At 38.6% G+C, this 13,988-nt stretch carries 9 protein-coding genes; 7 read left to right on the top strand and 2 right to left on the bottom strand.

Annotation, left to right across the window (positions count from 1 at the left end):
* Window positions 1-143 precede the first annotated feature (143 nt).
* Complete coding sequence (locus SJY28_RS08730) at window positions 144-842, top strand: helix-turn-helix transcriptional regulator (protein ID WP_379544138.1); 699 nt, start codon at window positions 144-146, stop codon at window positions 840-842.
* A gap of 439 nt (window positions 843-1,281) precedes the next feature.
* Here SJY28_RS08730 and SJY28_RS08735 read toward each other — a convergent pair whose 3' ends face one another.
* Entirely contained in the window at window positions 1,282-2,388 is a 1,107-nt protein-coding gene (locus SJY28_RS08735; RefSeq protein WP_379544139.1) for a DUF2939 domain-containing protein, read from the bottom strand.
* Between the two features lie 490 nt (window positions 2,389-2,878).
* Between SJY28_RS08735 and SJY28_RS08740 the strand changes: the two genes are divergently transcribed.
* The 6 genes from SJY28_RS08740 (at window position 2,879) to SJY28_RS08765 (ending at window position 12,412) form a co-directional block, all read left to right on the top strand.
* A complete protein-coding gene (locus tag SJY28_RS08740; RefSeq protein WP_379544140.1) occupies window positions 2,879-4,468 on the top strand; it encodes a type I restriction-modification system subunit M in 1,590 nt (529 codons plus the stop codon).
* Window positions 4,458-5,765: a restriction endonuclease subunit S gene (locus tag SJY28_RS08745; protein WP_379544141.1), complete on the top strand. Its 1,308-nt coding sequence runs from the start codon at window positions 4,458-4,460 to the stop codon at window positions 5,763-5,765. The genes SJY28_RS08740 and SJY28_RS08745 overlap by 11 nt, the downstream gene beginning before the upstream one ends.
* Before the next feature lie 59 nt (window positions 5,766-5,824).
* Complete coding sequence (locus SJY28_RS08750; protein ID WP_379544142.1) at window positions 5,825-6,442, top strand: hypothetical protein; 618 nt, start codon at window positions 5,825-5,827, stop codon at window positions 6,440-6,442.
* A gap of 21 nt (window positions 6,443-6,463) precedes the next feature.
* The gene (locus SJY28_RS08755; RefSeq protein ID WP_379544143.1) at window positions 6,464-9,676 is read left to right on the top strand and encodes a type I restriction endonuclease subunit R; all 3,213 of its coding nucleotides are present in this window, start codon (window positions 6,464-6,466) and stop codon (window positions 9,674-9,676) included.
* A 334-nt stretch (window positions 9,677-10,010) separates the two neighbouring features.
* Window positions 10,011-11,543 (top strand): AAA family ATPase, encoded by a 1,533-nt coding sequence (locus SJY28_RS08760; protein WP_379544144.1) that lies wholly within the window; start codon window positions 10,011-10,013, stop codon window positions 11,541-11,543.
* Entirely contained in the window at window positions 11,540-12,412 is an 873-nt protein-coding gene (locus tag SJY28_RS08765; RefSeq protein ID WP_379544145.1) for an HNH endonuclease, read from the top strand. Before SJY28_RS08760 ends, SJY28_RS08765 begins: the two co-directional genes overlap by 4 nt.
* Window positions 12,413-12,504: 92 nt before the next feature.
* Here the strand turns inward: SJY28_RS08765 and SJY28_RS08770 are convergent, their stop codons facing one another.
* Window positions 12,505-13,800 (bottom strand): tyrosine-type recombinase/integrase, encoded by a 1,296-nt coding sequence (locus SJY28_RS08770; RefSeq protein WP_379544146.1) that lies wholly within the window; start codon window positions 13,798-13,800, stop codon window positions 12,505-12,507.
* Between the last annotated feature and the right edge of the window lie 188 nt (window positions 13,801-13,988).

The raw sequence follows: 13,988 nt of genomic DNA on the forward strand, positions 1-13,988 counted from the left end.
AGCACCAGCTACTATAGTTATACATATATATAGCTTCGTATATGAGCGCTGCAAGTAGCTATGAGGTTTGAGAAGGGCAGTCTGTCAATTAATTAATTCAAAAAATTATGCAGCGTTAGTAACCTAGGGCTCGGGAGTAGTGTGTGACCAAACGATCGGGATATACCAAACGTGACATTAAGAATATCAATATTATAATAGGAAAGAATCTGAAAGAAGCCCGTAAAAATGCTGGGATGTCACAAACAGATGTCATGAGGATAGTATGGGGAGTATCTAATAACCGCAACCGAATAAGTGAAATTGAGAATGGGAAAAAAAGCTTAAGCTTAATTGATTTACTGATATTTCAAGATTTGTACTCTCAGTCATTAGATTATATATGCGGTTTATCCGTTGAGCCCGAGGTTGATATGCTGGCTGGCACGGTGAACCACATTGTTAATCAGTCGCAATCAATGATTGAATCTATGACTACTGAATTTGCAGGTGTAATGGTTAATCATATGAAATCAATATGCATTAATGATCATGAATCTTTAATAACCAGTGCTAAAACTTTATGTACAGCTATTCAGCATGAATATAAAGACCGAAAGTTTAGCCAAAAAATAGGACAGGCAACAAGTGATATGATGCGTATTGTACGTAACATCGAAGTTAAGCAATCCTTACAGTTAATGGCTGTCGATATGCAAATGTTACAGATAGCAGAACGTGCAAATAATGGAGACTCTCATCAGTTGATTAAAGATAGAGATAAGAATTATCAGTACAGCATACCGCTTCCGAAGCCTGAGATGATAGATGAAGAAGAAATAGTGGGAGTTAGCTATGAGTAATAATGTATATCGTGCTGAAGATACAACCCCTTAATATAACCATATCAAAAGCTGTTCATAGTATTTGCACAATCTATATTTCCAAAAGGCATATGTTAATACGCATATCTGTTTTATTGCTTATATTCTAATAGTGTTCATACAAAAATATTGGAACCAAAAAACAGTCAAATAGTGGAAAAGTGGAACCAAAAAACCCCTATAAAAAACTGGTTCCAACATCAAAAAACTGCTTCTATCGCAATCGTATAGGGTGGTTCAGCTTGGAACCAAAAAGAATTTTGGAACCAAAAAAACAAGTGTTATAGCGCCATAATTATTGAACTGCAAACCAACCATAGTATTAAATATAATAGTCCTATGAAAAAAACGATATCTTTTGATATCGTTTTTTAGTGGCCTTCTCTGATGAAACCTGGATAGCTGAAAGTTTTTATAGCTACCACTCAGTATCATTGAATAACATTGACTGGCACTCAGCGATGGATTTAGCAATCTCATTAATACTTGCTGTGGTAGGGTTAAAAGTGGTTATTTTCTCATTATCAAGGTAAACCTCAATTTTACGCGCCTTCGCTATATTGTCTGCAAACTCATCCCAAGCATTAGCGCCATTGCGCCAAGTTGTCGAACCAGGGGGGGTTATCTCTATTCGATCATCAACGATCAAGGTTAGTGGGTACTCTGAGTCAGTATTTGAGTAGCTTTCATCATTTATCTCTAAGTGAGCACCATGATCATATTCAGCCCCAGCTCCATCGTTACAAACTACCCAAAGTGTTATTCCATCTGAATCTTGAATAGAATATTCGGAATACCCCATTCCAAATCCATATCTCCATATGCTTGGTTTGCTATTTCCATTATCAGCTACTTCATCGCCATCGTCAGCCAGACCATGGAATACATCGTCAATCTCATCTTCAGTTATAACTACTTCATCTTCTATATTAGATAGGTCTAAGTCAGGTGATACTGGTTCTTCAATTGCTTTTTTAGATGTTGTATTTTTTGAGTCTAACGAAAAAGAAATCCTTGTGACTTTCCAGCTAAGGCCATCTCTATGCATGATCACATCTAATGACTCATTCGAATCATCAGCATCAATGATCTGAACTTTGAATCGATTAAATGATAGATAGCCTGCTTTATAATCAATATCTGTATCTTTGACTTTGGGTTCATCTTTAGTTGTCTTGTCATCTAAGCCAAAGTCTAACTCTTGCCCTTGAAGCATTAATGCAACACCATCAGGTGTGACCACACCATCGACGATTGGGTCTATCATTGCAGCGGCCAACATAGTTCCTAAAGCCTCAAAGCCATCTTGCTCGTCACTTGCAGCAAGCTCTTCAACCATAGCGGCTTTGACTTGATCCTTTATGCTTTGCTTGACGCTAGGGAAATCAATATACCCTGACAGCTTATCTGCGTCTTTCTGTTCAGCAGCATTTTTAATGTTATACAAAGCTATATATGGTGAAGCATAGAGATAAATCGCAAATATAACCAACAAGCCAGCCAACCAAGGTAAAAGCTTTTTCAAAAAATCTCTCCTGAGTTTTTAACAATATTAAAAGACGATGAAGCAATACGGATAGCTAACGCTTAGTCTGAAATGCTTAGCTGCTATGCTAAAAAACGTAACTCTCGCCAATTTTCTGTACTTATGCAGGTTTACATAGTAGTAACATTTAGAAATTAATGCTAACATTAGTTGACTTGTAAAACAATTTAATAAACTCACGTTTATCAAAATATCTTTCAGTATTCGACAGGAACATCACCGTTGTCGTCCGTACAATAATATTCTTAGGTCTATATAAATTCTGAGTTCAGCAAAATAAAAATTAACCATTGTTTATGATCTATATTGAGTACGAGATAACCGTTCCTTCCAAAAATTAGTTGATAGATAAGCTTGCTTAAAAGCACAATCTAGCTAAAATTGTTACCACAAAACAAATCACTTTCTTGTACGGCTAATCATGCATTCATTGCATGGTTAGCCCTTAGAACATAGAGAATAAAGAAACATGGCTAAAACACCTGCGCATAAAAAAGATAAAACAGACAACGGTAATTTTGAAGAAGCCCTTTGGGATGCGGCTAACAAGCTACGGGGTAGCGTCGAATCATCAGAATATAAGCACATCGTCCTTAGCCTGATTTTCTTAAAATTCATCAGTGATACTTTTGAGCAGCAGCGCCAAAAGCTCATCGATACAGGCTATGAAAAGCATATCGATATGGTGCAAGCCTATACCAAAGATAATGTATTCTATTTGCCGGAGGAGAGCCGCTGGAGCTTCATTCAGCAGAATGCCAAGCAAGAAGACATCGCCCTTAAAATCGACACCGCGCTCAGCACCATTGAAAAGACCAACCAATCATTGAAAGGTGCATTGCCTGATAACTACTTCTCGCGTCTTGGCTTAACGGCCAGTAAGCTTGCCGCCTTGATTGATGTCGTCAATAACATCGATACTATCGGTAATCCAGAAGAAGACACGGTAGGGCGCGTGTATGAGTATTTCTTGGGTAAGTTTGCCGCGACTGAAGGTAAAGGCGGTGGTGAGTTCTATACGCCTAAGTCGGTGGTCAATCTCATTGCGGAAATGGTTGAGCCATATCAAGGCAAAATCTATGATCCGTGCTGCGGCTCAGGCGGTATGTTCGTCCAGTCCATCAAGTTCATCGAGAGTCACCACGGCAATACCAAAGACGTGTCTATCTATGGGCAAGAGTACACCAGCACGACCTACAAGCTCGCTAAGATGAACCTTGCCATTCGTGGTATCTCTAGCAACTTGGGTGATGTGGCAGCCGATACCTTCTTTAAAGATCAGCACGAAGATCTAAAAGCAGACTTCATCATGGCAAACCCACCTTTTAACCAAAAGGATTGGCGCGCGCCTGACGAGCTGGTCGATGATCCACGCTGGGCAGGGTATCCGACACCGCCGACGGGCAATGCCAACTATGCATGGATATTGCACATGATATCTAAGCTCTCTGAGCACGGTACAGCAGGTTTCGTACTGGCAAACGGTTCGATGTCTACCATTACCAGTGGTGAAGGTGAGATACGCGAGCAAATCATCCAAAACGATCTGGTCGATTGTATGATTGCGCTACCGGGACAGTTGTTCTATACCACGACCATTCCGGTGTGCTTATGGTTCATCAGTAAAGACAAAGCCGCCAAGTCCGCTGATAGTCAAGCACGTGGACTGCGCAATCGTAGCGGTGAGACGCTATTTATCGATGCCCGTAATATCGGGGCGATGATTGATCGTACCCATAAAGAGTTCTCTACTGATGATATCGAAGTGATTGCCAAGACGTATCATGCTTGGCGCGGTGAGAAGGAAGCAGGCGGTTATGAAGCATATAGCGATGAGGCAGGCTACTGTAAATCTGCAAGCCTAGAAGATATCAAAGCCAATGATTATGTACTGACTCCGGGGCGTTATGTCGGTGCTGCTGCTATCGAAGATGATGGCATACCGTTTGAGACTAAAATGTTAGAACTCAGCCAAACGCTCTATGCGCAGATGCAAGAGTCAGAAGAACTGGATGCGACCATTCGTCAGAACTTGGAGGTGTTGGGTTATGGTGAGTGATTTATTGGAAACTTTTGAATTAGAAAGTCGCTGTCTGATTAAGTCTAGCTCAAGAATATTTGCAAAAGAATATGTCGAGGATGGGGTTCCTTTCTTCCGTTCAAAAGACGTAATTGATAAAGCACTAGGTGTGTTTTCTGGTTATGATCTTTTTATTTCACGTGAAAGATATGAGGAGCTTAAAAAGTCGCATGGCTCACCATCAAAAGGAGATCTTCTGATTAGTTCTGTTGGTAATAGATCTGGTCAACCATATGTGGTGCAAGACGAAGGTGATTTCTATTTCAAAGATGGAAATATAATTTGGATAAGTAACTTTAAAGATATTGATTCTAATTTTTTAGCATATTGGTTTAAATCGAATATAGGTCAAAGCCGTTTGGCTTCAGTGATGATTGGCTCTGCACAAAAAGCTTTGACAATAAATTCTATTAGAACGCTTACTGTAACTTTTCCTATTTTTGCAAATCAAAAAGCCATTGCTCATATCCTTGGTTCTTTAGACGACAAAATCGAACTCAACCGCCAAATGAATGAAACGCTAGAAGCGATGGCGCAAGCATTGTTTAAGAGTTGGTTCGTGGATTTTGACCCTGTGATTGATAATGCGCTCGCGTCCGGTAATACTATTCCTGATGAATTGTTAGAGCGTGCTGAGCAACGCAAAGCGATTAAGAAAAAAGACAACTCAGATATTCAGGAATTATTCCCTGACGAGTTTGAGTTTACGGAAGAGATGGGATGGATTCCGAAGGGATGGGCAGTTAGTGAGGTTGGTAAAATTTTAAATCGTTTGAAAACTCAAGTGAAGTACAAAAAAGACGATGTATCAGATTATGGCAAAGTTCCTGTGTATGAACAAGGTTCTGGCATTCTGCTAGGATTTCATAACAATGAACCTGATATAAAAGCTAGTAATGAAGATCCTGCATTTATTTTTGGTGACCATACTTGTGTGACTAAACTATCTTTGGAGTCATTTTCGATTTCAGCAAATGTGATTCCTTTAAGAGGTAAAGATTATCCAACAATATGGGTGTATTACGCTGTACAGGATAAGCAATCTTTTGAGGAATATCGAAGACATTGGATGGAATTTATAATTAAGCCTGTAATATCTCCCTCATTAAAATTGACCGAGATATTTTCTAAATATGTTGAAAGCTTCGGAGCTAAACAAATGCAAATACAGTATCAAAATTCAGACTTAGCCAAGCTCCGCGACACTCTTTTACCTAAGTTGATGTCAGGTGAGCTACGCATTCCTGATGCTGTTGACTTAATAGAAAAGGTATGATTATAAATATATAACTCTTCTTTTACTGATGAGTTTATCAAAAATACTACTGAGGTATTATGTTTTCAAAACCTACATTGAGTCAGCTTGAGCAAATGAGTATTGACGGTATTGAATATTATCAATACTTATCAGATAAGTTTGGTGCAGATATCAAGTTTTTTGATGAAGTGATTTCGAAGTTTTATTCAGCTATTTCTACAGATAAGAGCTTATTCTTTGAATACTGTAATGCGAATAGTATCGACAATGGCTCTGAATTGGGTGATTACTTGTATGAGATGTTTAATAACTTATGCAGATATAACCACGGTGGCGTGTTTGAACTATTTAAAAGTAAGCAAGCTGAATGGGGTGCGCCAAGGGTAAGTTTGCGCCCTGAGGACGCTCCTAACAACTCAGACATAGAGATGCTTGCAGATGAAATTACTATTTATCGTGGTATGTCTAAAGATGAGTATGATAATAAAAGCTTTACACAACATTGGACCACAGATATGAATGAAGCAATTAAATTTGCAACTACTATTTATTCAGATTTACCTATGGGAGTTGTAGTGAAAGCTAAAATCAACAAAAAAGATGTTATTTATTACGATAATAATGACTCTGAAAAAGAAGTTATCCCAAACCTTAAAAAAATTAGGGAAATTGAACTTATAGATTTTAATAAGTAATAAATAAATTGAGAACTTAACATGAAATTTACTGAAGACAGACTTGAACAAGCCATTATCGAGCTAATAGCAGCTGAGGGCTATCCACACATGGTTGGCGAAGCACTTGACCGCAACCCTGACGATGTGCTGATTAAGTCTGATCTTCGACAGTTTCTAGCAACCCGTTATAAAGATGACTTGATCACAGAGTATGAAATTGAGTCCATCATTCATAAGCTCGAATATCTTTCTGCTTCTGACCTCTACGACACCAACAAAGCCATTATGAAGTTTGTCGCTGATGGGTTTTTCTTGAAGCGTGAGGACTATACCCAAAAAGACCTATACATCCAGCTTATCGACTATGATGTGATTGCTGGGCATTCAGAAAACAGCCAAGCTACAGACACCAACTGCTATCGCATCGTCAATCAGATGGAGATACAAGGCTTTGAGCTGCGTATTCCTGATGGCATTCTCTATATCAACGGCTTACCACTGGTAGTGTTTGAGTTTAAGAGCAGCATCCGTGAAGATGCCACCATGTTTGATGCCTACACCCAGCTGACCACTCGCTATAAGCGCGATATTCCAGAGCTGTTTAAATACAATGCGCTATGTGTCATCAGCGATGGGGTCAACTCAAAGATGGGTTCGTTCTTTGCCCCGTATGAGTTCTACTACTCTTGGCGTAAAGTGACAGGCGATGAAAAGCTTGAGAGAGACGGCATCCATTCCTTACTAACCATGATGAGCGGATTGTTTGATAAAGCACGTTTGCTTGATGTCATCCGCAACTTCATCTATGTGCCTGACAAATCAAGTAGGGAAGAGAAAATCGTCTGTCGTTACCCGCAGTATTATGCTGCTACTAAGCTGTTTGACAATATTAAGCAGCACATGAAATTGCTCGATAATCATGGCAACTTAACAAATGATAATGGCTTACGAGACGGTAAAGGTGGTACGTACTTTGGTGCCACTGGCTGTGGTAAGAGTTTTACAATGCTATTTCTCGCACGTCTGCTGATGCGCGACGTTGAGCTTGGTAGCCCAACCATTATATTAATCACCGATCGCACCGATTTAGACGGTCAGTTGTCTGAAACCTTTACCAATGCTAAGACCTATATCGGCGATGACAATATCATCAGTGTCGAAAGTCGAGCGCATCTACGCGAACAGTTAAAAGGTCGCAGAAGTGGCGGTGTGTTCCTAACCACCATTCATAAGTTCACTGAAGACTTAGCCCTACTGACAGAGCGTACCAACGTCATCTGTATCTCAGACGAAGCGCATCGTAGCCAAATTAACCTCCAGCAAAAGATTACCGTCACTGAAGATGGCGTGAAAAAGACTTACGGCTTCGCTAAGTACCTACATGATTCATTACCCAATGCCACATACGTTGGCTTCACAGGTACACCAATTGATGCCACCTTAGATGTCTTCGGCCCAGTCATTGATAGCTATACCATGGTTGAGTCGGTATTCGATGAAATCACGGTACGTATTGTCTATGAAGGTCGCGCTGCCAAAGTATTACTCGATAGCAAGCAGCTGGATGAAGTAGAAAAATACTATAAAGAAAGTGCAGACGCTGGCACTAATGAGTACCAAATAGAGAAAAGCAAAAAAGCCATGGCGAGTATGTCCACCATTCTTGGTGACCCTGACCGCATCAGAGCCATTGCTGAAGACTTTGTGACACATTATGAAGCGCGAGTAGAGGAAGGTACGACGCAAAAAGGCAAGGCGATGTTTGTCTGTAGCAGCCGTGAAGCTGCCTATCAGTTATATAAAGACATCATAGCGCTGCGTCCTGAATGGAATGAAGTAAGAGCATGCGAGGAAGGCTCAACCTTGTCAGAGAGCGACAAGAAAAATGTCATGCCTATGGAGCGAGTCAAAATGATCATGACTCGTAACAAAGACGACGCAAAAGGCATGTGGGACAATCTCGGTAATAAAGACTATCGTAAAGAGCTCGACCGTCAGTTTAAAAACGGCAAATCTAACTTTAAGATCGCCATCGTCGTTGATATGTGGCTTACAGGCTTTGATGTACCCTTTCTTGATACCATCTACATTGATAAACCCCTACAAAAGCATAGCTTGATTCAGACCATCTCACGGGTCAATCGTAAGTTTGAAGGCAAAGAAAGCGGCTTAGTCGTGGATTACATCGGCATCAAAAAGCAGATGAATCTGGCGCTCTCGCATTACACCAGTGGTCAGGTTCAAAACCTAGACGATATCCAAAAGTCAGTCGTGGTGGTGAAAGACCACTTAAATCTACTAGATACTGTCTACTATAACTTCGACTCCACCCTGTACTTCAACGGTACACCACTAGAGCAGCTCAACTGTTTGAATGCGGCGGCTGACTTTGCACTGCGATCTAAAAAGCTAGAAAAGCGTTTTATGGATTTGGCTAAGCGTTTGAAGTCTGCCTATGATATTTGCGTGGGTAGTGAAGCGCTCACCAAGGCGCATAAAGACAAGATTCATTACTACCTAGCCATTCGTACCATCATCTTTAAAATCACGACTGGCGGCGCACCTGACGTTGAGCAGATGAATCAAAAGGTACGCGATCTGGTAAAAGACGCGCTGATGAGTGATGGCGTTGAAGAGATCTTTAAGCTAGGTGATAACACAGACGGTGAGATCGATATCTTCGATGAAGACTATTTGGCAAAGCTTGAAGTGATTAAACAGCCGAATACCAAGTTAGAGCTACTGCAACAGCTGCTCGCAAAAGCCATTGGTGAGTTGAAAAAAACCAATAAAGTGAAGGGCGTTGATTTTAGTAAGAAGATGAATGCCTTGGTCGAGAAGTATAACGACCGTGACGAGAATGATATCTTAAACTCTAAGGTCTTCAATGATTTTACTGACCATATTATCGACTTAATACATGGCGTGAAGAAAGAGATGCAAGCTTTTGGTGAGATGGGTATAGATATCGAAGAAAAAGCTTTTTATGATATTTTGCTACTGTTGGCTCATAAATATGATTTTAGCTATCCAGAGGACAAACTCATTGAGTTATCTAAAGAGGTTAAAATCCTTGTAGATGATAAAGCTAAGTATACTGACTGGAACAAGCGCGACGATATCAAAGCGGAGCTAGAATTTGATCTGATGGTACTGCTCGATGAATGGGGCTATCCACCTGTGGACTCGAAAGAGGTCTATAAAGAGATATTTGATCAGGCTGAGAATTTTAAGAGGCATAGAGTGGTTTAGTTATACTTACACTTACACAGAATTCAAGATGGTCTCTGACTCAGATGCTATTATGCATATTATAGATAGCTTAAGAGGTTCATAATTACCATGTAACATTCAATCTATAAATGATTATAACTACTTAATACCTTTAGCAAAACCTATAAACCAATTTCCTAATCTATGAGTTTGTGAAATGATAAAGCATATTAAAAAGCTCCCAATCTTTTCAATAAGAATCGGTAGAACCATGAATATCTAGAAGGTTAATTCCTTATATCTAAGTTGTTCAATTAGATGGAATCTAAACTAATATCAATATTCTTAAACTTTTATTTATCAGGGGTTCATAATGTATAAGTATTATGTAACTAACTACGGCAATTCTATCGGGAAAGTTCCAGCAAACTCTTTTACTCTATCAAAAGATGACTGGGACGACTTCGGTTTTATAACAATGTTTCATATGTACTACATTGATGTAAATTACGAAAGAATTCCAATTGGGGAGATCAAGATTAGTTTTATAGGTCAAAAGCCTAGAGCTGATTACGCGCAAATCTATACAGATAGAACATACAACAAAATTTCTCCAGTGTTTGAAGAGATTGGAGACGATTTCTATTCATTGGGTCAAACACCTGAATTCTACGAAAAGCTTTTTAGTATATTTGGTAACGAATCTATTCAAATTTTATCGCAAATAAACGATTTAGCTACGAATCCAAGCGCTGTCTCTAAATATTCTGATGAATCAGCTTTTACTGCATCTTTGCTTAGAACAGTAGATACTTGGCAGATTAAGAATCAGTTCTCAAGAATCCTTTCAGGAGGTGCAAAGCTTAGTGATTATGATTTTGAGTTTAATTACCTCGGAAACGATATTAAATTCAATGTGGAGGCTTTATCAACTCCTCCCACAAATACACATGCTCTGATTGGAAGAAATGGTGTAGGTAAAACTAGCATTTTGAACGCAATGTTCAACCAACTTATACAAGAGAATAAAGACGGGATATTTACCAAATATTTAAATACGAGAGGTGCCACTTGGAGTGAAAAAATCGACTCAGAATATTTCAGTAAAGTCATATATATAACTTATAGTATTTTTGGGGAGTATTTCCCTGATATAATTGATTCTCAAAGGTTTTCATATATAGGAGTTAAGGAAAAAAATAAAGATAATGAATATTATATAAAGAATATTAAGGACCTATCTAACGAATTTTTCACACATCTAGGTGATATAAGGTCTTCAAATTCTATGACGGAAATTTTTGAAGAAATATTGATGTATTTTACTGATAGTTATGAGCATTCCGTTATAAGTTCTCTTCTACAAGGAGCTAAAAATAACTTTACTCCTGAAGATTTTAGAACATTAAGCTCTGGTCATGCGATGGTGTTACTGGTTATAGTTAACTTGATTGCTAACGTGGTTGAAAAAACTCTAGTTCTTTTCGATGAGCCTGAGACGCATCTACATCCTCCGTTGCTATCTGCACTTATAAGAGCTATAAACGATATCTTAGTCAAAAAAAATGGTGTATGCATTTTTGCAACACATTCACCTGTAGTATTACAAGAAATTCCAAAATCGTGCATTTATGCTATGAGTAGGTATGGCGATGACATTAAGTTCGAAAGGCCCGAAGTCGAAACTTTTGGTGAAAATGTTAGTACATTAACACACGAAATCTTTTCTTTAGAAGTAAAATCCACAGGGTTCTATAACTTATTGCGTAAAAAGTTTGACGACAATAATAGTGTAAGAGAGATAAAAGAAGAGTTTGATAAACAGCTAGGCTCGGAGGCGGTAAGTTTATTATATTTACTGCAACATAATAAAACAGCAAAGCTTAACGGTTATCCAGAAGCATGAAAAGAAATAATAAACCTGATATCAAATATAGCGATATTTTTGACGCATGTGTAAATTCGATGAATCCAGGAATATTGAAAAGCTCACTTATTCATAAAAAGAGCTTCTTTGTTCATTCGGCAAATCGGTACGCTGAACTATCGCAAGTCAATGCATTACATTCTTTTGTCAATTACGAATCTCACGTAGTGGATAAAGAGATAGAACATAGTGATATCGTTAATTTATATGAAAAGTTAAAGAAAAACAAAGGAGCATCTGACTATTACAATAAAATGAGAAACTCTAGTAAGAACTGTCTGTATTGTAGTGAAAACCTAGTCAAATGTCTTGATCATTATCTACCTAAAAGTGATTTTCCGCTATTAAGTATAACTCCATCAAACTTAGTCCCTTGTTGTAATGACTGTAACTTTAAATTGAATGAGCTTTCAAACTATAATTCTCCTTTGATTATACATCCATATTTTGAACACTATGATGACATTTTTGATAAGCAGTGGGTTTATGCAAGAGTACCTATAGATCAGCCTTTCTTTACCCAAAAAGACTTTCAAGGCATAGCTGTAGTGTTTTATACAAACTTTAAGGATACTGCATTGGAAGCTAGTGTAAGAAATAGAATTGAGTTTCAGTTTAAGAACTTAATGGTAGATTCTTATATCTCTAAGGGCTCAGCAGTTTTATCTAAGGAATTGAATAGATTAAGAAGGTACCTGGGCACGCCTAATCAATTAAAGACGGTTCATAAGGAATATTTATTAGATATAATGTTAGATTATCCTATAAACTCTTTCTACCATGCTATATATCATGCTTTAGCTAATTCTGAAATATATTTGGAAACCATTCAAGAGGAATTTTTTTAATTAAAGACCTAATTCTTTTAGAGTTCTCGAATAGAGTATTTGCGAAATCTGTAAACCGTCTTGACTATGACTTGACGGTTTACTTGAATTTTTTAGCAATTTCCAAAATTACCAACCTTTATATCGTCTAAGTAGTTCGCCCAGTCGGTCATCATTTGCTTTCTTTTGTCTATTGCCTGCATACGATTATAAGCTCTGCCATACTTATTTAGCATCTGATGACCTAGCTGTATTTCGGTCAGCAGCTCATCATAGCCAAGTCGCTCCATCAGCATCGTTTTTGCGCTGGCTCGAAAACCGTGTGGTGTATGAACGCTTTTATAGCCTTTGCCCTCATAGCCTTTACCAATACCTTGTCTGTTCATAGCTGGCTCATTAAGTAACTTATTAATGGCTAGCGTATGGTGATAAGGTGCTTTTTTGCGTCTGGTATTATGGAATACGTGTTCATGATTGCCTGTTAGTGGCTGAATTTTCTCTAATATAGCTATGGCTTGGGGTGCTAGTGGTATGACAATACTATCTACCATATCACCTCGTCCTTGTCCTTTCTGTGGTTCTAATATCCATTCCTTACTGTTTAGATCGATGTCTGCCCATCTCATCGCACACATGTCACCAATGCGAACAAAGGTCAGAGCTAGCAGTTGTATTACTGGTTTGTTATAGCCATGTGTGTCGTCTAACTCTTCAATTTCATTTAGTAGAATTGCATACTCTTTAGGATCTGTTATTGATGCGCGATGAGTTTGCTTAATTGTTTTCAATGCCTTTACACCTGCTAACTGCAATACTGGGTTATATTGAATATGACCTTGTAATACCGCATGGGCAAAAATACGCTGAGCTAGTGTTTTTACTCTATTGCCTAAGTCCACATGCGTCTTTTGAAGATCGCGGCATAACTTTAAAACCTGTTGGATAGTAATTTCACTAATAGGGTATCTACCAATACTATTATTTAAAAGTTTGATGTGTCTATTGATACCAATTAGCGTTTTGGGTGCTGGCTGATGATCAGGGTTATTAGTCAACTCGTTAAGCCAGTCATGAGCGACGTCTTGGAAGGTATTGTTTAAAGAATTGGTTTGTTCTATGCGTTTATTATCGCGGTGAGCTATTGGATCTATGCCTTGCGCTAACAAGCTGAGATTATCGTTATATGCTTGCCGTGCTAGTTCAAGTGTCAAGGCTGGATAATGTCCTAGCGTCATTTCCTTGCGTTTAGTAGTTGCTGGATGTGTGTAGCGGTGTTGGAACTCAACACTGTCACTACGTATGCGTAAACGTAAGCCAGCATAGCCGCTAATGGTGTGATAAACACGCTTTTGGTCTTGTGCGCTTTTGATGGCTTTTTTAACTTGAGTGTCTGTTGTGATAGTTGCCATGGTGGTATGCCTATTTAGTCGTTAAATCTGACCACCAATCTGCCCACCATTTGATACGCTAATTGGTGGTCATTTGTGATAATCACTGATAATAGATAGTAGCACAAAACCTATATAATAAAAGGGTTACAGCGTTATCAATAGCTATCTGACAGGCATAAAAAAGCCGAGATATACTCAGCTTTTTT

This window comes from Psychrobacter sp. R86515 (genome assembly GCF_042466315.1).
Classification (GTDB): domain Bacteria; phylum Pseudomonadota; class Gammaproteobacteria; order Pseudomonadales; family Moraxellaceae; genus Psychrobacter.

Excerpts from the sequence above, each read along its gene's own strand:
- SJY28_RS08740 (WP_379544140.1), top strand. The coding sequence starts at position 2,879 with ATGGCTAAAACACCTGCGCATAAAAAAGATAAAACAGACAACGGTAAT.
- SJY28_RS08745 (WP_379544141.1), top strand. The coding sequence starts at position 4,458 with ATGGTGAGTGATTTATTGGAAACTTTTGAATTAGAAAGTCGCTGTCTG.
- SJY28_RS08750 (WP_379544142.1), top strand. The coding sequence starts at position 5,825 with ATGTTTTCAAAACCTACATTGAGTCAGCTTGAGCAAATGAGTATTGAC.
- SJY28_RS08755 (WP_379544143.1), top strand. The coding sequence starts at position 6,464 with ATGAAATTTACTGAAGACAGACTTGAACAAGCCATTATCGAGCTAATA.
- SJY28_RS08760 (WP_379544144.1), top strand. The coding sequence starts at position 10,011 with ATGTATAAGTATTATGTAACTAACTACGGCAATTCTATCGGGAAAGTT.
- SJY28_RS08765 (WP_379544145.1), top strand. The coding sequence starts at position 11,540 with ATGAAAAGAAATAATAAACCTGATATCAAATATAGCGATATTTTTGAC.
- SJY28_RS08770 (WP_379544146.1), bottom strand. The coding sequence starts at position 13,800 with ATGGCAACTATCACAACAGACACTCAAGTTAAAAAAGCCATCAAAAGC.